The sequence below is a fragment of the Rhodococcus sp. K11/5 genome (genome assembly GCF_055193735.1).
Genome location: NZ_CM143721.1, coordinates 3,380,674 through 3,401,564, shown reverse-complemented (window position 1 = coordinate 3,401,564; position 20,891 = coordinate 3,380,674). Strand labels below are relative to the sequence as shown.

Here is a 20,891-nt window from a genome sequence, read left to right as displayed (position 1 = left end):
GCGGCACGTGCCCGATCGCCCGGTGCCGATCGTGGTGCATCATCGACAGGTGACTTCCTTCCCGATCATCGACCTCACTCCCGACGAATTGCTGACCACCACGCGTACGGTCCGCAAACGTCTCGACCTGACGCGGCCGGTGCCGCTCGATCTGATCAAGGAGTGCCTGCAGATCGCGCTCCAGGCGCCGTCGGGATCGAACCAGCAGGGGTGGCAGTGGGTCGTGGTCACCGATGCCGATCTGCGTGCCCGCATCGGCGCCATCTACGGCGAACTGTTCGCCGAGTACCAGGCCTCGAAGCACTCCGCGGCGGCGTTGTTCGCCGACGACCCCGAGCGCGCACCGATCCAGAAGCGCGTCGGGGACAGCGCCGGATGGCTCGGCGAGCACATGGGAGAGGTGCCGGTCCTGCTCATCCCGTGCATCAAGGCGGGCAAGGAACTGCCGCGGGGGAATCAGGCCGGTCTCTGGGGATCGTTGCTCCCCGCCGTGTGGAGCTACGCACTGGCCGCCCGGTCGCGTGGACTCGGAACGGCCTGGACCACGGTGCATCTCGCGCGGGAAGCCGAGATCTCCGAGCTGCTCGGTATCCCCGAGGGATTCCACCAGGGCGCGCTGATCCCCACGGCGTACTACACGGGCGAGACGTTCAAGGTCGCCCCACGCGATCCGATCGACACGGTGTTGCACGTCGACACGTGGTGAGGCGTCGGGCTCCCGAATTACATTCACGCTGAGCCCAATCCTGGTAGATCGGGCCCGATGCGCCGATCGTGATGAGTCGCACCCGCACTCATTCGATCGGAAGGCCGCACCATGGTCGTCACGCAGTACGCCGCTCCCGCGGGACCCGTGGGAACGCGCGGCCGCGATACCCCGAACGACGGCCCCACCGCGTCCCCGACCTCGTCGGTATGGCGTCGGTACCGCTGGACCGTCCTTCGTGTCCTCTCACCCGTCGCGATCCTCGTCCTTTGGCAGATCGGCAGCGCCGCCGGCGTCATCTCCGAACGCGTTCTCCCCGCGCCGTCACTGATCGTCGACGCGGGTCTGCAACTGCTGAACAACGGGGAACTCGCTCACGCGCTGGCCATCTCGGGCACCCGCGTGGTGCAGGGTCTGGTTCTGGGCGGCGCGATCGGCGTGCTCCTCGGCGCCCTCGTCGGGCTGTCGAAGCTCGCCGAGGCCACCGTCGATCCACCGCTGCAGATGCTGCGCGCCCTGCCGCACCTCGGCCTCATCCCGTTGTTCATCCTGTGGTTCGGGATCGGGGAGACGCCGAAGATCTTGCTGGTCGCGCTCGGCGTCGCGTTCCCGCTGTATCTGAACACGTTCTCCGCCATCCGCCAGATCGACCGCAACTTCCTCGACACGGCCGTCGTCCTGGGCTTCTCGTGGCGTCAGAGGTTCGGCACGATCATCCTGCCCAGCATCGCGCCACAACTTTTGGTGGGCCTACGGCAGTCGCTGGCCATCGCGTGGCTGTCGCTCATCGTGGCCGAGCAGATCAACGCCGATTCCGGCCTCGGCTTCATCATCAACAACGCCCGTGACTTCCTGCGCGTCGACACCATCATCTTCGGCCTCGTCGTCTACGCACTGATGGGCATCACCACCGACGGCATTGTGCGCATCCTCGAAAAGCGCGCCCTTCGTTACCGATTGGACGGCTGAGCCATGACCTCGACCACCACGTCCGTCGCCACCCTGGCCGGCGTCGACAAGTTCTACGGTTCCAGCCAGGTCCTTCGCTCCATCGATCTGTCCATCGAACGCGGCGAGATCGTCTCGTTGGTCGGCCGATCCGGCTCCGGCAAGTCGACGATCCTGCGGGTGCTCGCCGGCCTGTCGACGGACCACACCGGACGACGCGATGTCACGGGGCACCCGGCGGTCGCGTTCCAGGAACCCCGGCTGTTCCCGTGGCGCACGGTGCGACAGAACGTGTCCTACGGCCTCAACACCGCGGGAGTGACGGGCACCGACGCGTTGGTTGCCGCCGACGCGACGCTCGCCGAAGTGGGACTCGCGGAGAAGAAGGACGCGTGGCCGCTCACGTTGTCCGGCGGGCAGGCGCAGCGCGCCGCCCTGGCGCGGGCGCTCGTGGGGGAGCCCGAACTCCTGCTTCTCGACGAACCCTTCGGCGCACTCGACGCGTTGACTCGGCTGTCCATGCAATCGCTCCTGCTCGACCTCTGGGCCCGGCACTCGTTCGGCATCCTGCTGGTCACGCACGACGTCGACGAGGCCATCGCACTCGGGGACCGCGTGTTGGTCCTCGAGGACGGCGCCGTCGTCGACACGGTCGCCATCGATCTGCCCCGCCCGCGCGACCGGGGAACTTCGGGGTTCTCCCGCATTCGCACGCACCTGCTCGGCGCCCTCGGCGTCCACTGACCGTCCACACCATCAGACGAAGGGTTCTTCAGCCATGTCACCGCTCGCCCGCCCCCGATCGCTCCGCACCGTCGGAGTGCTCGCCGCCCTGTCCCTGACGCTCGTCGGGCTCACCGGCTGCGTCTCTCGGGAGAGCGCTGCCACCGCCACCGATGCCCCGGCGTTGGTCTCGAACGACGAACTCTCCACCGTCACCCTCGATGTCGGTGACCAGAAGGGTGGCACCGAGGCCCTCCTCCGCGCGTCGGGTGAGCTCGACTCCACCCCCTACGACGTCGCCTTCTCCACCTTCACCTCCGGCCCGCCCCAGGTGGAAGCGGCCACGGCGGGCCAGATCGACTTCGCCGTCACCGGCAACACGCCGCCGGTCTTCGGTGTCGCGGCCAACGCGCGCATCAAGGTGGTTTCCGCCTATACCAACGACGCGAGCGGTGACCAGATCCTGGTTCCCGCCGACTCCACGCTCACGTCCTTCGCCGATCTGCGCGGCAAGAAGATCGCCGTGGGCAAGGGAAGCTCCGCGCACGGCCACGTGCTGTTGCAGCTCGAGAAGGCCGGGTTGACCGAGGACGACGTGCAGTTGATCTTCCTTCAGCCGGCCGACGCGCTGACCGCGTTCACCTCCGGCGAGGTCGAGGCGTGGGCGATCTGGGATCCGTTCACCGCCATCTCGCAGGTGGAGAACGGGTCGAAGACCCTGACCACCGCCGAGGGCGTCGCCAACGGCTACGGCCTCGGCATCGCGTCGCAGCAGGCCCTCGACGACCCCGCGACCAACACGGCGCTGCAGGACTTCGTGGTCCGCCTGGCCCGCGCGTCCGCCTGGGCCGATGCCAATCCGGCGGAGTGGGCCGCGGCCTACTCGGAGGCCGTCGGCATCGATCCCCGCGCGGGTGAGCTCGCGCAGGGACGCAGCCAGCGACCCGCGATCGCACTGGACGACAGCGTGATCGAGTCCGAGCAGCAACTGTTCGACGCGTTCGTCGACAGCGGAAGCATCCCCGGCGGCAACTCGTTCGCCGACTTCGTCGACACCCGCTACAACGACGCCATCGCCGCCGTCATCGCCAGCTGACCCACCGAGGAGACCGACCCGTGACCGCACGTATCTTCTGGTTCCTGCCCACCGCCGGTGACGGCCGCTCGATCGTCGGGGCGTCCCACGCGTCGGGTCATCGCGTCGAGCCCGCCGGGTTCCGACGCCCGTCGCTGCGCTATCTCACAGAAGTGGCGCAGGCGGCCGATCGCCTCGACTTCGAGGGAGTGCTCACCCCGACGGGAACGTGGTGCGAGGACGCCTGGCTCACCACCGCCGCGTTGTTGCAGAGCACCCGACGGCTCAAGTTCCTGGTCGCGTTCCGGCCCGGGCTGATCCCGCCGACATTGGCGGCGCAGCAGGCGGCGACGTTGCAGCGGTTCGCGGAGGGCCGCGTGCTGTTCAACATCGTGACGGGCGGGGACGACGTCGAGCAGCGCCGTTTCGGCGATTGGACCGATCACGATCGGCGGTACGCCCGCACCGACGAATTCCTCGGACTCGTGCACCGCATCTGGACCGAGGGGTCGGTGGATCACGAGGGCGAGTTCTACAAGGTTGCCGACGCGCGGGTGTCCGAGGCGCCGGATCCGTTGCCCGAGTTCTGGTTCGGCGGTTCCTCCGAGCCCGCTCTGGCCGTGGCGGCGAAGCGCGTGCAGACCTACCTGACGTGGGGCGAGCCGCCCGCCGCCGCCCGCGCCAAGATCGAACGGGTGCAGGCGCTCGCCGACGCCGAGGGGCGAAAGCTGACGTACGGCATCCGGTTGCACAGCATCAGCCGTGACACGTCCGAGGAGGCGTGGGCCGTCGCGCAGCGGTTGCTCGACGAGCTCCCCGAGGAGCAGGTGGCCGAGGCGCACCGGTTGCATGCGTCGTCGGAGTCCGAGGGTCAGCGCCGCATGGCCGCCCTGCACGGGGGCAGCAAGGATTCCCTGGAGATCTACCCGAACCTGTGGGCAGGGGTGGGCCTCATCCGCGGCGGTGCCGGAACGGCGTTGGTGGGCTCGCACGAGGAGGTCGCGAACCTGATCGGCGAGTACCACGACGCAGGGTTCGACGAGTTCATCCTGTCCGGCTACCCGCACCTCGAGGAGGCGTACCACTTCGCGGAGGGTGTGCGGCCCATCCTCGATGCGCGGGGGATCACCGTTCCCGCGCGCTGATCAGTCTCGACCGGGAAGGCTGTCCGCGAAGGAGTACGAACACCCCAGTGTCTCCAGAGCATCGAATTTTCCGTGGTCGCGGAACCATACGGTGCACGCGGTCGCGACCAGCCGGAGATCGGTGCTGAACAGGTACCCGTCCGTGCAGTCGTCGAAGTGCTCGTCGTGGTGCCACAGGTCGAGGGTCAGCCCGTCGGACGAGTGATCGGTCAGCCGCAGTTGCTCGAGAACGGTGCGGGATCTCCGCACCATCACCACGTCGTCCTCGAGGATGTGGAGCTGGGCGTTGATCACCTCTGTTTCCTCGTCGTCGGGGTCGTAGTCGTCGGGGTCGTAATCGCTGGGTCCCAGGTCGATGACGAGACCGACCGGATTGCCGACGAGGCATTCGACCAGCCAGTTGGTGCACCCCTCCCACCGATCGACATCCATCGTGGTGCCCCGAGGGCCGATGAACCGTTCGAGTATCGCGGCGCCGGGGATCTCCGCTGTCCACGCCGCGACCTTCACGCCGAGATCGCGCAGGTTCGTGATCCCGTCCGCGTCGGACCACACCACGTCCATGACGATGTCGGACACCCCGGCATCGCCGTCGTGGGTGGTGTAGCCGATGGACCATCCGTGGAGATCGATGGCGATGTCCGGAACCACGACGATGCGAGAGCCGTCGTTGTCGGCGGCAAGTTGCCACTCCGGAACCGACTCGATCGGCGACGACGGCAGGGTTCCGACCTCCTGTCGGTACACGTCGGAGACGACGACGCGGAGGCGAGAGATCTGCCAGTTCTCACTCAGCATGTGCAGCGATTTCGCCGTGAGTGCCGCCGCGAAATCGACTCCGGGACCTGGCTGTTCGACGATGATGTGGTGCCGGCCGGGTGGGGCCTGGGGCAATCGAACCGGTCCGCTGTAGCGGAAGTATTCGTGGACGTCGTCGGCGATCGACGTCGGGCACCGCGGAGACATCGCGTCGAGCTCGATCGCCACGGTCACCGTGTTCTCCTCGTCGGGTACCAGGTGCACCAGGTTCGTGCCGTCGGGTTCGTGCTGGAACCAGCGCTCGATCGCCCAGACATCGGAGCGGCAGGTCTCCACCCCGGCGACGGCCCACCGATCCTCGACACTTCGGACGGCGCCGAGCGCTGCTTGGCCGGAATCCCACCATCCGGCGTCGGGTAGGTCGAACACGACGCGCACGTTGCCGAGCGCCGATTCCTCGAGGCAGACATCCTCCGCGTGGACGGCGGCGAGCAGCCACGCGCACTCGTCCTCGCTGAGGTCCTCGAGCATCGTGGCGATCTCGACCGCGACGGTGAAGCCGGGGTCACCCGGTGGTCTGCCGTGGAGGCCGTAGGGAGAAGGGGTGAAAGGGAACTGGGTCATGTGTGCTCGCTCCTGCAACTGCGCCCGTGACGGGTGCTCGTACGAACGCCGACTCTCGTCGCCGTTCCACCCATGTTGTACCGCGAGTGTCCGACACGTTTCGCACCGATCGGTTTCTCCGCGAGGTGTCGGTGCCGTATGCGACTGTGGGGTTCGGTTGTAGATCGTTCGAAACGAGGGAGTGCCGGTGACCGACGTCGACGAGGTCGTGGACAGACCGCTGTTGGAGATGGTGTTCGACGCCATCGACTCCGATGACACCCTCACCGACGACGCGAAATACCTCGTCCTGGCCGCGCTCGAGGGCGAGAGCGAGCTGAACGCGCAACTCGAAGGTGCTGCGGTCCTGCAGACCAAGCGTGCTGCCCACGGCGCCGTCCAGGAGACCCCGGTCGGTGCGTTCCTCACCTCCATCACGGTGGCCGGGTTCCGTGGCATCGGTCCGACGGCGACGCTCGACCTGCATCCCGCGCCCGGCATCACCATCGTCAGCGGCCGCAACGGATCCGGGAAGTCGAGTTTCGCCGAGGCGCTCGAATTCGCGATCACGGGCAAGAGCTATCGGTGGGAGAAGAAGGCGTCGCTGTGGAAGGACACCTGGCGCAACCTGCACGAGGCGTCGCGGTGCGAGGTGCGGGTCGGGCTCACCATCGAGGGGTCCGAGCCCACCGTCGTCGGTGTGGATTGGGGCTCCGACGCGGCGCTGGAACAGCACACCACCTGGACGCAGGTGGGAAAGACGAAGCGGTCCAGCGGAACCGAGGCGCTGGGGTGGAAGTCCGCGGTCGAACTGCACCGCCCGCTGCTCTCGTACGACGAGATCGGCGGTCTCGTCGAGGACAGCCCGTCGACGCTGTACGACGCACTGGCCAAGCTCCTCGGCCTCGACGAGATCACCGAGGCCGAGAAGCGTCTCTTCGCGGCACTCAAGGCCGCGAAAGGTCCGCGGCAGCAGGCGAAAGACGAACTGACGCAGGCCAAGCGCGTGGTGGGGGACTCCACCGACGAGCGTGCTGTCGCGGCGGCCGCGTTGCTGAAGAAGCGAGCGGTGGACGTCGACGCGGTGCTGGCCATGGCCACCGGGGCGGGTACCTCGCAGTCGTCCGTGGTGTCCGCACTGCGTGCGATGGTCGAGCTCGCGCTCCCGCTTCCCGAGCAGATCGATGCGCTGGTGGACAATCTGCGCGCCGCCGTGGCGGGAACCATGGAGCTGGCGAACGACGCGCTGGAGGTCGCCGAGCGCCGCTCGGCGCTCCTCGGTTCGGCGCTTCACCTGCACGAGCAGACCGGCACCGTCGAGTGCCCGGTGTGCGAGACGGGGACTCTCGATCAGTCGTGGGCCGACCGCGTGCGCCGGCGCATCGCCGAGGACGACGAGACTTTGACGCAGTATCGGCGGAGTCGTCAGGCGCTGAACGACGCGGAGGGTGCCGCGACGTCGTTGATCGCCAAGCTCGCCGACGTCTCGGCGGTGGACGGTGTCGAGTTGACTCACCTGGAGCCCTATCGCGTTGCTCTGGCCCGTGCGTGCGCGACGCCCGACGCCGTGTCCGAGCTCGGTGAGCATCTGCGACAGACACTTCCGGCGGTGATGGAATCCGGCGCGGGGCTCCGCGAGGAGGCCGAGGCCGTGATCGTGGCGCGGGAGGACACCTGGGCACCCATCGCGGCTCGCCTCGCCTCGTGGGCGCAGTCGGAGAAGAAGGCGGCCGAGGCCGACGGCGCGGTGGCGAGTCTGGAGTCCGCGAAGAAGTGGATGACGGCGCACGCGATCGACCTGCGCAACAAGCGGCTCGAACCCATTGCCGAGCAGGCCCGTCAGATCTGGGCCGAGCTTCGGCAGGAGAGCAACGTCGACATCGGCGCGATCAGCCTGGAGGGCACCAACACTCGCCGCAAGGCGGTGCTGAAGGGGACGGTCGACGGCGCCCCGTCCGACGCGTTGTCGGTGATGAGCCAGGGCGAGCTCCACGCGCTCGCTCTCGCGCTCTTCATCCCTCGCGCGACGACGCCCAACAGTCCGTTCCGGTTCATCGTTCTCGACGATCCGATCCAGGCCATGGACCCGGCGAAGGTCGACGGGTTCATCAAGGTGCTGTCCACCCTGGCCGCGACGCGTCAGGTCGTGGTGTTCTCCCACGACGATCGGCTCGCCTCGGCCATCCGGCAGCTCGCCGTCGACGCCCGACTGGTCGAGGTGAACTGTGAGACCGGTTCGCGCATCACGGTGAAGGAGACGCTGAACCAGGCGACTCGCTACGTCGACGATGTCTGGGCGTTGGTCAAGGACGAGGACGTTCCCCACGACGTCAAGCGGCGCGCGGCTCCGGGACTGTTCCGGCTCGCGCTCGAATCGGCGGCGCAGCAGGTGTTCTTCGCGGCGCAACACCGGGCCGGGGCGAGCCGTGAGGTGACCGAGGAGCGGTGGTCGAAGGCGCACACGACGCGCAAGCGATTGGCCTTGGCGGTGCACGGCGACGCGGAGCGAGACGTGAACGGGTGGCTGAACTATCGGCAGGAGCGGGGTCCGACTCTGAAGCTCGCGAATGCGGGGACCCACGGCGAGGTCGTCGTCGTCGACGAGGACGCGGTGCGAGACCTCCGCCGGATGGTCCGAGGGATCCTCGAATGACGAACACTCCCGCGATCGGCCTGCGTCACGCCGAGCGCCTGCTCGACGGAAGTGTCGGAGCGGCGGGCAGTTCGGCGCGTCTTGCGGCGTTCCTGGCGCGGCAGGCGCTGGAGGATCTGGTCGACCACCGTTGCCGGGTGTTGCAGGTGGACGTACCTCGGGCGAAGATGCGCTCCAAGCTGGTCATCCTGCGGTCGCTGGATTCGACGGAGAACGCGGACGCGGCAACCGTCGCGTGGAACCGGCTCAGCAACGTGTGTCACCACCACCCGTACGAGCTGTCGCCGACGGTGGCCGAGGTGCGCCATCTGTGCGGGGTGGTCGCGGTGCTGTTGGCGGCGGGTTAGACGTTCGGGACCTACGATCGCGGCATGGCGGCACTGACGATCAGAGTGACCCTCGACGACATCGATCCGGTTGTGTGGCGAGCAGTCAGGATCTCCCCGGATTCGACCCTCCCGGAGCTTCACGACCTGATTCAGGACGCGATGGGCTGGGAAGACCGCCACCTGCATGTCTTCTTCACCGGTGACGATGCCTACGCGCGAGACCAGCAACGGTTCGAGATGCGCATCTCGCTGGACGAGGAAGACGACGGCACCGGGGTGTGCGAGGACGGCGTACGAGTCGGCGACGTACTGACTGCGGTCGGAGACGAGCTCGGATACGAGTACGACTTCGGCGACGGCTGGGGCACAGATTGGTGGTCGAACAGGTGTCGGCATCGGCCGAGCCGGTGTCGCCCGCGTGCCTCGCGGGGGAGCGCGCCTGCCCACCCGAAGACTGCGGTGGTCCGCACGGATACGAGGACACGCTGCGAGCGGTCGCCGATCCATCGGACCCCGAACACGAGCATCTTCGCGGTTGGCTGGGCGACTTCGACCGCGACCACTTCGATCTGGCGCTGGCGAGCGCGCGGATCGACACTCGTCGAGACGTCGCCGAGCTCGCAAACCGGGTACATCATCGGCTGCCCGCGCTCGACGCACTGCTCGTTCGCGCGCCATTGGCTTACCATTCCCGCCTGATCGAGGCGCTTCGGTCCGTCGATTTCGATTTCGATGTCGACGAGATCGATCCGACGGTCGCGTCCGTCGCGATGGAGAAGCTGGCGTGGATGATCACTCGCGTCGGATCGGACGGTGTGGCGTTGACACCGGCCGGATACCTGCCGCCGAAATTCGTCGTCGCCATGCGCGACGAGTTGGACTGGGGCACCGAGTGGATCGGACACTCGACCCGCGAGATCGACAACCTTCCTGCCCAGTATCTGCGTACCGCCGCGGTGCAGCTCGGTGTGGTTCGCGTGCTCAAGGGCAGACTCCTTCTCACCCGCGACGGTGCGAAGTGTGCCGACGACCCGGTCCGTCTGTGGAGGCAGGCAGCGAAACGGCTACCGGTGGGCCGCGAGGAGTACGAAAAACAAGCGGGGGTCATCCTGCTGGCCACGATCGCAGCGGGTTCGTCGACCGCCGAACGCAACTCGACGATATTCGAGAGCATGGACATCTTGGGATGGCGGGTGAACCGAAGCCGACGCGATCAGATGCAATACCTGGCTCGACCCACCCTCGATGTTCTGCGCCTGATCGGCGCGATCCCGACTGCGTTCGATCCCGCCGGCGTGTATCCCGTGTGGGGACGGGCATTCGCCGTGCACTGTTTGTCCCGGTGAACGCCTCAGGCGAGAACGGCCGCCAACGCCACGAGGCTCACCATCGCATTGTTCGTCATGTGCAGGATCAACGGCGCCCACAACGTCCGGTACCAGATGCGAAGAAAGGTCAGCGCCGATCCCAGGAAAAGGATGTAGACGATCGCCGCGGGTGCGACGTGCGCGAGGGCGAACAGCACGCTGACCACGACGGCCGCCACGATCATCGGCATCTTCGCCATCAGCCAGTCCAGCAGCACTCGCCGGAACACGATTTCCTCGATCAGCGGAACGACGCCAGCGATGAGAACGAACATGGCGATCAGTCCGGCCGGCCCCAGCTCCAGGGTCTGCTCGGTGATCATCTGTTCGGTGTTGTCGGGCGTGATGCCCAGCAGTCCGGCGGCGATGGTCGCGGCGATCGCTGCCGCCAGGATCAAGACCGGCATCTGCCACAACAGATGCCAGAGATTGCGGTGTGAGCGTCGAAAACCCAAGTCGGACAGGGTCCAGCGACTACGACGCATGAGCACCACGTACAACCCCGCGCCCCCCAACGTGCCCGCGAGCAGGGCAGCGAGCAAGGCGCCGAGTCCCGGACCGCCGAAGGTGAAGCCCAGAAATGCCCCACCCGCCGCGCCCACCAGCATCAGCACGAGACCCGCCAGCAGCGTCCAGATGACGTCTCGACCGGTGGGCACCGGGAGCAGCGGGCCCGTGGGCTCCGGTTCCGCGCGGATCGGCCGCATGCCCTCGTACGAGATGTCGGTCATGGCTCCACAACTACCACGACGTGGAGATACCGGGTGTTCCGTGAATGGCATTCGAGTGCAACTTCACCCTTAACGACACGCCTTCCGATCGGTACCCTCCTGCGCATGGAATTCATCTACACGGTGCATGCGCCGGATACGTTGACCGGTATTGCCACCAAAAAGGCGAAGGACGGCGACTCCTACGAGATCCACGCCAACGGCACCCTCACCGTGACCACCGGCGGTAAGCGGTTCACGTACTCCCCGACAACGTGGATCAAGATCGAAGAGGCCGACGGCGCGACCTCGGGCAGACAGGACGCGTTCCTCTAGAAAGCTCGACACTTTTGCTCCACTCGTGGCCGGCTCGGGCGGGATCCCGCGTCGTACGCGCAGGAGTGGAGCAATAACGCTCGGCGCGGGTCCGGTGCGGCAGGATGAAACCGATGACGGCCAGGGCGATCACCGAGCAGACCCTGGGCGCCTGGGTGATCAAGTGCAATCCGCAGGTCACCGACGTCGCACCGATGGTCGCGGCCGGGCGGGCCACCCCGCGGTGGTGCGTCGCCGACAATTATCGAACTCGGCTGATGGCCGCCGGTCAGCCGGTGCTGTTCTGGGTCAGCGCCCACCCGAAGCGCGGGCTGTGGGGTGCGGGAACGCTGACCGGTCCACCCGAGCCGGGAACGAAGTGGATGGTGCCCACCGATATCGCCCTGTTCGACGAGCCCATCGGCGCGGCGTCGTTGTCGGCGATGCCGGGACTGGGGGCGCTGGAAGTCTTCCGCTCACCGCAGCAGTCGAACCCGTCGTGGGTGGATACCGAGGCCTGGGCGATTCTGCGGCCACTTCTTCCCCCAGGCGCTCAGTCCTTGTAGTAGACCACCTGGTGCCCGGTCGCCAACAGACTCCCGTCCCGTCCCCACAGCTCGGCCGACTGATCGAAATATCCCTGATGAAAGCGTCGGGCATGGGCGGTGGCGAGGACATACTCGTCCGCCTGCGCGGCCAGTTCGTCAGCGGTCGCGAAGTAGTGGATGGTGAGGGAGATGGTGCCGGCTGCGACGTACTTGCCGAGCCGCTGGAACACGCGGGGGTAGAAGATGTCACTCATCGAGGTGAGCGCGGCGAAGTCCAGTGGCCGCGGGGGAGCGTCTCGAACCCAGAGCGTCGCAACCGAATCCGCGGACTCCTGGTCGTCGAGCGCGCCGGCGACGAAGCGCATCTCGTAGTTCGTGGCCCACGCGATGAACTCGGGGAAGTCGATCGCGTTGACGTCCGCGGGCTCGGGAACGGTGGGAGCCGTCGACTCCAGCGAGTCCCAGGTCTGACGGCGGGTCCCGAACACTGCGGTTGCCGTGGTCGCGACCGTTCCGTCCTGCGCCAGTTCGAGGTACCAGTGCTGGTTGCTCCGGTTGGTGCGGACTGCGCGTGCGGTGATCTCGAAGTCGCCCTCGGCGATGGGACCCGCGAAGTTGATGGTCAGAGAGATCGGGTCGCCCAGTCGATCGGGGTGCTGCTCGATCGCCCGGATCAGGGTCGCGGAAGTGAGGCCCCCGAACGGGCCGACCATGTTGTTGTACGGCGCCGACGTGCGTCCCGTGTAGCGACCGTCACCGATGCTCTCCAGAGCGAGTGCGTCGTCGAACTGATGGGGCGTGGGGTCGGACATCGCTCTCCCGGCGTCGGCGGCAACCATGCGGGCAGCGTAGTCAACGCCCGCAGTCAGTCGGCCAGGGCCTCGTCCACCGCACCGACGAGGTCTCGGTAGATCTGCGCGTCGGGATCGACGACGGCGAAGTGCCCGCCCGGCCCGTCGACCCATCGCACCTCGTCCCCGGCCGCCCGCGCCGCCGCGACGTACGCGCGGGCGATTTCCAGCAGGTTCGGATCGTCGGACAGTGCGCAGGCCACTATCTGAGGCATACCGAGTGGGAGCAGGGCGCGCGGTGACGATGCCTCGTAGATCTCCCGCGCGTCGTCATACCTGCCGCCGATGGCGTTCGACACCGCGCCGTCGCCCAGCCAGCGCTCGTCGGCGATCTTCAGGTCGAGCACGCCGGCCAGGCTCACGGCCACATCGGGCTTCGGGGCCGCGTCGGCGGCGAGACGCAGGGCGAGTTGGCCACCGGCGGAGTGCCCGAACACCACCACCTTGCTCGACGGGAACTCGCTCCGAGCTGCTTCCAGGGCAGCGGCGATGTCCGCTCTCGTGGTGTCCCAGCCGTGCTCGTCGGGACGTCGGTACTCGACGTTGCACGTGGCGTAGCCGCGAGCGGTGAGGTCGACGGCCATGGCGTCGAGCGAATCCAGTTCCCACGGCGTCCGCCAGTACCCGCCGTGCACGAGAACGGCCACGGGGAAGGGACCGCCGCCCTCGGGCGTGCGCACGTCGATGCGCTGGTCGACGTGCTCGCCGTAGGTGACGACCCTCGCCGGGTGCAGTCGATGGAAGTGCACGGTGTCGATGGCGTAGCGCAGTCCGCCGAGGCCGCGGGCGCGAATGTGGGCGCGGATGCCGTCCGAGCGGTCCGGCGCAGCGGTCCCGAGGTCGACGCGCACGACGCTCTCGTACGCGGAGGTGTCGACGGGGCGGCCCGATCCGGGCACCACGATCACCTCACCCGATCCCGACGCCCGGTCGACGATGCCCCCGGTCCGACCACGAGCGGTGAGGGCCTCGGCCACCAGGGCGTCGGCGGTCGGGCGGTCGGCGAAGACGTCGGGGCCGGCAACGATCTCGATCGGGTTCATGCCGACCACGGTACTGGTATTACGCTGATCTAGCGCCCGCCACGAATCTGTCATACGCTGACGCCATGAGCGTTCACGCGAACACCCGCGCCATCGAAGAATCGGTGGTCACCGATTTCCGGGATCGGATGAGTTACGGGGGTTACCTCGACCTCGACACGCTGCTGTCCGCACAGAAGCCGGTGAGCACGCCGGAGCACCACGACGAGTTGCTCTTCATCACCGCGCACCAGACCACCGAGTTGTGGCTCAAGCTGGTATTGCACGAAACGTTGGCGGCCCGAGCCGCTTTCGATGCCGACGACATCGCGACCGCCCTCAAGTGCGTCGCCCGCGTCAAGCACATCCAGAAGACGCTGACCGAACAGTGGTCGGTGCTCGCGACATTGACGCCCACCGAGTACGCGCAGTTCCGGGGCTTCCTGGGCAACTCCTCGGGATTCCAGTCGTACCAGTACCGGGCGGTGGAGTTCGTCCTCGGCAACACGAACGCGGGAATGCTGACCGTGTTCGAGTCGGATCCCGCTGCGCATGAACTGCTCTCACGACTGCTGGAGGAACCGAGCCTGTACGACGCGTTCTGGTCCTGCCTGTCCCGTCGCGGCTACGACGTTCCGGAGTCGGCGCTGCACCGCGACGTCACGCAGGCCTACACGTTCAACCCGGATCTGCTGCCGTTGATCATCGAGGTCTACGAGAACCACGCCGAGCACTGGGCGGTGTACGAGGCGTTCGAGGAGTTCGTCGATCTGGAGGAGAACTTCCAGCTCTGGCGGTTCCGGCACATGCGCACGGTGCTGCGGACCATCGGGATGAAGGGTGGCACCGGCGGTTCGAGCGGCGTCGGATTTCTGCAGAAAGCATTGCAGCTGACCTTCTTTCCCGAACTGCTGGCCGCGCGTACCGAGATCGGGCGCTCGTGAGCCGGGCGAGCGAGCTCGACGCCGCCGACCCGCTGGCGTCGTACCGGTCTCGTTTCCTCCTCGACGACGCGGCGGTCCCGGCATATCTCGACGGCAACTCTCTGGGCCGCCCCACCCGCGCGAGCATCGAGCGGGTCACGGCGTTCATGACCGACGCGTGGGGCGGACGGCTGATCCGCGGCTGGGACGAACAGTGGTTCGACCTACCGCTCACCGTCGGTGACGCTCTCGCCGCCGCGGCGTTGGGAGCGGCACCGGGCCAGACGACCATCGGCGATTCGACCACCGTGCTGCTCTACAAGATCGCGCGCGGAGCGATCGCGATGCGGCCGGGCCGTACCGAGATCGTCCTCGACCGCGACAACTTCCCGACGGACCGCTACCTTCTCGAAGCCATCTCCGGTGAGACGGGGCTGACGCTACGGTGGATCGAGACCGACCGACGCGGGGGAGTGACGTCGGAGCAGCTGGCCGACGCGGTGTCGGACAAGACGGCGCTGGTGGTGCTGTCCCATGTCGCGTACCGATCCGGCTACCTCCTCGACGGCGCCGAGGCCGCCCGCATCACGCGGGACGCGGGGGCGATGCTGATGCTGGACCTCTCGCACTCGGTGGGATCGGTTCCGCTGGAACTGGATTCGTGGGGAGTCGACCTGGCCGTCGGGTGCACCTACAAGTATCTCAACGGCGGACCCGGGTCCCCGGCGTTCGCCTACGTCCGGAGCGAACACCTCGACGCGTTCTCCCAACCCATCTGGGGGTGGATGGGCCGGGCGGAGCCGTTCGAGATGGCGCAGGGGTACCAGCCTGCGTCGGGCATCCGACGCGTCATCAGTGGCACGCCCCCGGTGCTCGCGATGATCGCCATGCAGGACACGATCGAGATGATCGCCGAGGTGGGAATGTCCGCCATCCGCGCGAAATCCGTCGCCCTGACGGAGTACGCGCTCGACCTGATCCGAGAGATGTTGGTGCCGTGCGGCGTCGAGATCGCCTCGCCGGTGGACTCGGCACGTCGAGGCGGTCACGTGACCATCGACCACCCGCAGTTCCAGGCGATCACGGCGCGCCTGTGGGAGAAGGGGGTCATCCCCGATTTCCGCTCACCACGGGGCATTCGGTTGGGTCTGAGTCCGCTGAGCACGTCCTTTGCCGAGGTTGCCGTCGGGATTCACGCGATCCGTGACGAACTCTCCTGACCCCGCGGGCGCGATCCTCGACGACGTCGACGCGCGTCCCGGTAGCGTCACCTCGCTCGTGCGGACCGTGCTCGGCGCTCACGTGAGGCCGCGCGGCGGGTGGTGCGCGATCGCCGATTTCGTCCGCTGGATGGAGGCACTGGGCGTGCCGTCGGACAGCACGCGCATCGCGGTGGCGCGCCTGAAGAAGAAGGGCGTGGTCGAGAGCAGCGAGCGCGGCGGGCGTTCCGGCTACGCGATCACCACGGCAGCGGAGGCCATGTTCGCCCGCGGTGACGGCCGCATCTTCGGGTTCCGTCGCATGGCCGACGGGGATCCGTGGCGGCTCGTGTCGTTCGCGATCCCCGAAGCGGAACGGGCTGCTCGCCACCAACTACGACGGCGGTTGACTGCAATCGGTTGCGGGACGGTGTCACCCGGTTTGTGGATCGCGCCGGAGTACCTGGCGAACGAGGTGCAGAACATCGTCATGGCCCTGGGGCTCGATGCGTACGTCACCACATTCGTGACCGCCGAGCTCACCGTGCCCGGGACTCTGCACGAGGCGGCCGCGTCGTGGTGGGACCTCGACGATCTCGAGGGAAGGCATCGGACCTTCCTCGCCCGATGCGGCGAGGTGGGTGACGGCCCCGTCGACGGTGAGGGTGCGTTCGTCCGCTTCGTGACGTTGCTCGACGAGTACCGCGTCATCCCGTACCTCGACCCCGGACTGCCGCCGGCTATGACTCCCGACGAGTGGCCGGGGGAGCGGTCCGTGGCCGAGTTCGCGCGGGCGCGGGAGCGGTATCTGGAGCCGAGTCGGGAGTGGGTGGGGTCGAGTTCCCGCTAGCCCTTGCGCGGCAATTCATCGGCGAACTCGTACGAGCACCCGAGCTCGTCGAGCGCATCCACACTTCCGGCGTCACGGAACCACGAGGCGCAGGCGCTGGCCACGAGAGTGCGATCGCGGCTGAACAGGTAGCCGTCCGTGCAGTCGTCGAACAGACCGTCGTGGTGCCACCGGTCGAGATCGAGTCCGTCGACACCGTGATCGACGAGCCGGAGTTGCTGCAGGAGCGTGCGTGACCGGCGGATGAGGTAGACGCCGTCGTCGAGAACGTGGATCTGTGCGTTGACGATCTCCAGGTCCTCGGCGTCCTCCTCGGGGATGTAGGTGTTGGGACCGAGGTCGATGATCAGGCCCGACGGCTTGTCCACCATCGACTCGACCAACCAGGCGATCATTCCGTCCCAGGGATCGATGCGCAGCACGCGGCCGTCGGGTGTCTCGAAGCTCTCCAAGAGTGCGGCGGCTTCGATCGTCGCGGTCCACGCCCTCGAGGACTGGCCGATCTCGCGAACGTCGACCACGCCGGCGTCGTCGATCCACACCTCCTGGCGGGAGAAGGACGAGACGTCGGGTGTCCCGTCGACGTGGTTGTAGTGGATCGACCATCCGTCGAGGTCGGCGAGCTCGTCGGTCACGACGACGAATCTGGTGCTGTGGTCGTCGGACGCGAACTGCCAGGACGGAATTGCGGGGACGGTGTTCGTCTCGTTCGGTTCCATGTTCCTCGTTTCGACGGCGTTCGGCTGCTGTCTACCGTTCTACAGCAGGGCAGCCCGGGTGCCGGAGGCCCATTCACAGCCACCCCATCCCCATCAACGGTTGATGCTCGGCGCACATCGAATAGCCGCTCTCCCAGGGAAAGCGGCCGCAATCGTCGGGCCACACCACCTGGAGCGCACGAAAGTTCGGGTACAGCTGAGCGGTGACGCGCATGTACGTCGTGTCGATCACCTCCACGATCGCGACATCGTGGCCGCCGCCGATGATGTACGGGACGCGTTCTCCCGAAACGTAGGTCGTGCCCGTCCGCATGCGGTCGGCGACATCATGGATCATGGCGCCGGCGGTCTCCGCGGGCAGCCCACACAGCAACAGTTCCGGGAGACCGAGCGCGGTGAGCCCCGTGGTGTACGCGAAGTGCGTCGACACGTCCTCCTCGTCGTCCCCCACCGCTGTGATGCACATGCCGTATCGGTAGATCTTCTCCACCGCAGCACCCACTGGATCGCAGTTCTCGCACATGATGTTCCCCCCCGGAAGTCGTCGTGAGGGAGCGAAGTTAGCGCGGTGGTCCGACAGGTTCCGCGGGGTAGTTCAGCCGGCGAGCCTGCCGTCCAGCCACGCGACGTCGATCCGCAGGGGAACGACGTCCTGGCGTCCCCGCCACAGCGGCGAGTTCTCCGGTTGGCTCGCGTAGAGGCCGCGGGCGGCGGTCACGACGCGCGTGTACTGCACGGGCCACTCGATCTCCGTGGCGAGGGCGGACAGTCGGTCGACGTCTCGATCGAGCGCCCGCGTCACGTGCAGCCGATCGGGCAGCAACTGCGATTTGCTCGAGTTGCAACGGGCGCACGCCAGCACCAGGTTCGCGAGACCGTCGATTCCTACCCGTGACCAGGGCAGGACGTGATCGACGTGGGAAGTGTTTCCCACACGAGTTGCGCAATAGAAGCATCGGTCGCCGAATTCGCTGAGCAGCACCGCGCGCGGGCGCTGCAGAGCCACCCGGTCGGTACCGAAGAGATGTCCTTCGAGGTCCGGAACCGCCTCGGAGAGAAACGGGTTCATACGCCGCACGTCGTCGACCCACGCCAGGAGCAGTCCAGGTTTCAGCAACCCGGACAGACGGGCGAGCGCGAAACACACGCCCGGGTAGAGCACGATCGCGTTGTGGTGCTCGTCGATACGGGCTTTGCTCACCGCGTCGTGCATCCACGAGTCGTCGTAGAGAAACGTGCTCCCGCCCGCGGAGCCGGGAACCCTTTGCAACCGATGGAGCGGTTGACGCACGAGGGTGATGCGCACCGTCTCGATCGTCCGGCGGTACAACGCCGGGTCACGACGTGCGGCTATGTCAAGGGTGATCTCCCGACCGGACGAACGGGTCTCCGAGGCAAGGTGCCGCACGGCGTCGGGGATTCTCGCGACGGTGTTCGACGACTGCCGGAGATACTGGCCGTCGAAGTCGCGCACCTGCCGCCAATACAACGCGACCACTCGTTCGGCCAGCTCGGTCAGATCGACCGATACCTCCGCATCCGGGTGAGCCGGGACGTGTTCGACGCAGTGTTCGAGTAGCGCGACGAGCACCGCCAACTTGTAGGTCGCCACACGCGCACCGCTCTCGAGCACGCCGACCAGGTGTTGCCCGAGCGTCAGCGGATCCGCTGGCGGCTTCGGCGTCATGACGGCAAGCTACCCCGCATGGGCAAACTGGTGCGTGACCTCATCCCCGACATCATCGAAGCGTCGGGCCGCACCCCGGTGACGCGTGAACTCGACGCGGCGGAATACGAGTCCGCCCTGCTGGACAAGCTGTTCGAAGAGGCGGACGAGGTACGCCGCGCGGATCGCAGCGATCGACCGGACGAGCTCGCCGACGTGTTCGAGGTGCTCAGCGCCCTCGCCGCGTCGCTGGACCTGACGATGGCCGACATTGCCGAGTTGGCCGCGGACAAGAGGCTTCGACGCGGTGGATTCGGCGGGCGCGTCTGGCTGGAGTGACGTGCCGCGTGTGTCGGCACGACGAACGCACACGCCCCAGCACTGCGCACAGCGCCGGAAGTGTGCGTTCTGCTGGGGCCTGTGCGTCTGACGGATCACCTCGGGTCGTCGGGCAGACTGCTGCGTCCTCCGGTCAGGTCCGCACTGTCTGCGGCCCGACGTCCCGCGTACCACCCCGCGGAGTTGCTGCTCGAGAACGACACCGACTCGCACGCGGGGAACATCTCGTTCACCGCGTGCTCGACGGCCTCGTCGCGTCGCGCCAATAGAGGGACGAGCTCACGTCCGTACTGTTCCGTCGCCTCCCGACGTGCCTGCACGTGCACCGCGATCAACCGCTCGCGAATCCGGCCGGCGTAGGCCAGCAGAAACGAGCGCCGGAAACTCGCGACGCGGGTGGTGTGCGCGCTGCCGTGTTCGCGCAATGCGCTCGCCGACTGCACCAGAAGCGAGGTGAACAACAACTCGCAGAGGTCCAGGTCCACCGGCATCCCGATGACACTGACCAGACCTGGCCGTTTGTGCCACACCACCTTGGCTCCGTTGGCCTCGGAGACGGCGTGCAGCAGGCGTACTTTCGCTTCGGGGTACGGGTTGTCGACGAGCAGTCGGCGCGTGACGACCCCCTCGTTCGGCGAGGCGAGCGCCGCGTCGTCCAGCACCGCGCTGTCGATCGCGTAGCGGGTCATCAGTTCCTGCGCTTTCGCCGAGAACGTCTCCGCCTCGGCGGGGAACGACGTGGCCTCGGCCTTGGCGAGCAGGCCCCGGATTCGGCTCAGCATCTTGGGGTCCGACGATCTGATCGACCTGGTCGGTGCCGAATCATCATCCCACTGCGTCGGGATCGGGCCGATGATCGGGAGCGCACCGATCTGGTTCACGACCCCGGCCAGCGTGAACACCGCGTTCCAGGCATCGAGGTCCGTAGCCCCTTCTGCAGCTCGCCAGTTCGACAGTCGTCGTTCGGTGCGGGTCCAGCTCGGAGTGATCCCCAGCTCGCGGAGCTGGTCCTGCCAGCCCGCCGGTGCCGCGGTATGCGCGGACGTTCGTCCGGAGTGCGAGCAGAGGAGTTCGAGCAGCAGCCGCGTCGGGCGGGCACCGGCGTCGCGCTTGACTGCGTGAACCAGTTCGGCAGGCTGCCAACCGTGCGCGAACACACTGTCCATCATCGAGTCCAGGGCGGAGACGACGTGGCCGACGAACCTTCCGTAGGGCTCGAAACGTAGAGGTGGGAGCCGAGAGGTGAAGCGCCGCAGAACCTCCGGGTTCGATCGTGGTCCGTGCGCGGCGGCGGCGCCGTAGAGGAAGGCCGCTCGTGGGTCGGCCGGTTCTGCGTCGTGTCGATGGTGGTCGGTGCTCATGGTGGTTCCCCCGGTTCTCCGCGCGCCCCCCTGGCGCTGGATGGCGGAGACAGTAGGTCGGGGTACCGACACGGCCGCGC

At 67.4% G+C, this 20,891-nt stretch carries 22 protein-coding genes and 1 pseudogene; 15 read left to right on the top strand and 8 right to left on the bottom strand.

The features are described 5' to 3' along the window. Window positions 1-49 precede the first annotated feature (49 nt). The 5 genes from ACY466_RS16010 to ACY466_RS15990 all read left to right on the top strand — a co-directional run bounded on the left by ACY466_RS16010 (window position 50) and on the right by ACY466_RS15990 (window position 4,597). Window positions 50-706, top strand: a complete 657-nt coding sequence (locus ACY466_RS16010; protein ID WP_463246510.1) for a nitroreductase family protein — start codon at window positions 50-52, stop codon at window positions 704-706. Window positions 707-817: 111 nt separating this feature from the next. Next, window positions 818-1,675, top strand: a complete 858-nt coding sequence (locus ACY466_RS16005; RefSeq protein ID WP_463246508.1) for an ABC transporter permease — start codon at window positions 818-820, stop codon at window positions 1,673-1,675. 3 nt (window positions 1,676-1,678) lie between these two features. Then, the gene (locus ACY466_RS16000; protein ID WP_463246506.1) at window positions 1,679-2,398 is read left to right on the top strand and encodes an ABC transporter ATP-binding protein; all 720 of its coding nucleotides are present in this window, start codon (window positions 1,679-1,681) and stop codon (window positions 2,396-2,398) included. Between the two features lie 34 nt (window positions 2,399-2,432). Continuing rightward, complete coding sequence (locus ACY466_RS15995; RefSeq protein WP_463246505.1) at window positions 2,433-3,473, top strand: ABC transporter substrate-binding protein; 1,041 nt, start codon at window positions 2,433-2,435, stop codon at window positions 3,471-3,473. 20 nt (window positions 3,474-3,493) lie between these two features. Next, on the top strand, window positions 3,494-4,597 hold the full coding sequence (locus tag ACY466_RS15990) for an LLM class flavin-dependent oxidoreductase (RefSeq protein WP_463246503.1): 1,104 nt from the start codon (window positions 3,494-3,496) through the stop codon (window positions 4,595-4,597). Here ACY466_RS15990 and ACY466_RS15985 read toward each other — a convergent pair whose 3' ends face one another. After that, complete coding sequence (locus tag ACY466_RS15985; protein WP_463246502.1) at window positions 4,598-5,980, bottom strand: hypothetical protein; 1,383 nt, start codon at window positions 5,978-5,980, stop codon at window positions 4,598-4,600. 187 nt (window positions 5,981-6,167) lie between these two features. Here ACY466_RS15985 and ACY466_RS15980 point away from each other — a divergent pair, with 187 nt between their 5' ends. From ACY466_RS15980 to ACY466_RS15965, 4 genes and pseudogenes are all read left to right on the top strand, one after another. Next, on the top strand, window positions 6,168-8,612 hold the full coding sequence (locus ACY466_RS15980) for an AAA family ATPase (protein ID WP_463246500.1): 2,445 nt from the start codon (window positions 6,168-6,170) through the stop codon (window positions 8,610-8,612). Then, window positions 8,609-8,959, top strand: coding sequence for a hypothetical protein (locus tag ACY466_RS15975; RefSeq protein WP_463246499.1), 351 nt, complete (start codon window positions 8,609-8,611; stop codon window positions 8,957-8,959). The genes ACY466_RS15980 and ACY466_RS15975 overlap by 4 nt, the downstream gene beginning before the upstream one ends. A 24-nt stretch (window positions 8,960-8,983) precedes the next feature. After that, window positions 8,984-9,453, top strand: a pseudogene (locus tag ACY466_RS15970) (plasmid pRiA4b ORF-3 family protein); the annotation flags it as partial. Window positions 9,454-9,618: 165 nt separating this feature from the next. Continuing rightward, on the top strand, window positions 9,619-10,287 hold the full coding sequence (locus tag ACY466_RS15965) for a hypothetical protein (RefSeq protein ID WP_463252404.1): 669 nt from the start codon (window positions 9,619-9,621) through the stop codon (window positions 10,285-10,287). 5 nt (window positions 10,288-10,292) lie between these two features. On the opposite strand, the gene ACY466_RS15960 is transcribed toward ACY466_RS15965, so the two are convergent. Further along, on the bottom strand, window positions 10,293-11,039 hold the full coding sequence (locus ACY466_RS15960) for a lysostaphin resistance A-like protein (protein WP_463246497.1): 747 nt from the start codon (window positions 11,037-11,039) through the stop codon (window positions 10,293-10,295). Window positions 11,040-11,144: 105 nt separating this feature from the next. Between ACY466_RS15960 and ACY466_RS15955 the strand changes: the two genes are divergently transcribed. Next, entirely contained in the window at window positions 11,145-11,354 is a 210-nt protein-coding gene (locus tag ACY466_RS15955; protein WP_463246496.1) for a hypothetical protein, read from the top strand. Window positions 11,355-11,467: 113 nt separating this feature from the next. Further along, entirely contained in the window at window positions 11,468-11,899 is a 432-nt protein-coding gene (locus tag ACY466_RS15950) for a hypothetical protein (RefSeq protein ID WP_463246494.1), read from the top strand. Here the strand turns inward: ACY466_RS15950 and ACY466_RS15945 are convergent. Together ACY466_RS15945 and ACY466_RS15940 are read right to left on the bottom strand one after the other, a co-directional pair. Then, complete coding sequence (locus tag ACY466_RS15945; protein ID WP_463252328.1) at window positions 11,887-12,693, bottom strand: acyl-CoA thioesterase; 807 nt, start codon at window positions 12,691-12,693, stop codon at window positions 11,887-11,889. The two genes, ACY466_RS15950 and ACY466_RS15945, sit on opposite strands and share 13 nt — an antisense overlap. Before the next feature lie 53 nt (window positions 12,694-12,746). Then, complete coding sequence (locus ACY466_RS15940; protein WP_463246493.1) at window positions 12,747-13,775, bottom strand: alpha/beta hydrolase; 1,029 nt, start codon at window positions 13,773-13,775, stop codon at window positions 12,747-12,749. A 65-nt stretch (window positions 13,776-13,840) separates the two neighbouring features. On the opposite strand from ACY466_RS15940, the gene ACY466_RS15935 reads away from it, so the two are divergent. The 3 genes from ACY466_RS15935 to ACY466_RS15925 are packed head-to-tail and all read left to right on the top strand — an operon-like array spanning window position 13,841 to window position 16,726. After that, the gene (locus ACY466_RS15935; protein WP_463246491.1) at window positions 13,841-14,698 is read left to right on the top strand and encodes a tryptophan 2,3-dioxygenase; all 858 of its coding nucleotides are present in this window, start codon (window positions 13,841-13,843) and stop codon (window positions 14,696-14,698) included. Then, window positions 14,695-15,897, top strand: coding sequence for a kynureninase (locus tag ACY466_RS15930; RefSeq protein WP_463246489.1), 1,203 nt, complete (start codon window positions 14,695-14,697; stop codon window positions 15,895-15,897). Before ACY466_RS15935 ends, ACY466_RS15930 begins: the two co-directional genes overlap by 4 nt. Further along, a complete protein-coding gene (locus ACY466_RS15925) occupies window positions 15,881-16,726 on the top strand; it encodes a PaaX family transcriptional regulator (protein WP_463246488.1) in 846 nt (281 codons plus the stop codon). Before ACY466_RS15930 ends, ACY466_RS15925 begins: the two co-directional genes overlap by 17 nt. Here ACY466_RS15925 and ACY466_RS15920 read toward each other — a convergent pair. From ACY466_RS15920 to ACY466_RS15910, 3 genes are all read right to left on the bottom strand, one after another. Beyond that, the gene (locus ACY466_RS15920; RefSeq protein ID WP_463246486.1) at window positions 16,723-17,445 is read right to left on the bottom strand and encodes a hypothetical protein; all 723 of its coding nucleotides are present in this window, start codon (window positions 17,443-17,445) and stop codon (window positions 16,723-16,725) included. The genes ACY466_RS15925 and ACY466_RS15920 overlap by 4 nt on opposite strands. A 73-nt stretch (window positions 17,446-17,518) precedes the next feature. Further along, window positions 17,519-17,935 (bottom strand): DUF4262 domain-containing protein, encoded by a 417-nt coding sequence (locus ACY466_RS15915; protein ID WP_463246485.1) that lies wholly within the window; start codon window positions 17,933-17,935, stop codon window positions 17,519-17,521. 105 nt (window positions 17,936-18,040) lie between these two features. After that, on the bottom strand, window positions 18,041-19,132 hold the full coding sequence (locus ACY466_RS15910) for an HNH endonuclease (protein WP_463246483.1): 1,092 nt from the start codon (window positions 19,130-19,132) through the stop codon (window positions 18,041-18,043). An 18-nt stretch (window positions 19,133-19,150) separates the two neighbouring features. On the opposite strand from ACY466_RS15910, the gene ACY466_RS15905 reads away from it, so the two are divergent. Continuing rightward, window positions 19,151-19,450, top strand: coding sequence for a phosphoribosyl-ATP pyrophosphohydrolase (locus ACY466_RS15905; protein WP_463246482.1), 300 nt, complete (start codon window positions 19,151-19,153; stop codon window positions 19,448-19,450). Between the two features lie 95 nt (window positions 19,451-19,545). Here ACY466_RS15905 and ACY466_RS15900 read toward each other — a convergent pair whose 3' ends face one another. Further along, window positions 19,546-20,811 (bottom strand): DUF2786 domain-containing protein, encoded by a 1,266-nt coding sequence (locus ACY466_RS15900; protein WP_463246480.1) that lies wholly within the window; start codon window positions 20,809-20,811, stop codon window positions 19,546-19,548. Window positions 20,812-20,891: the final 80 nt, after the last annotated feature.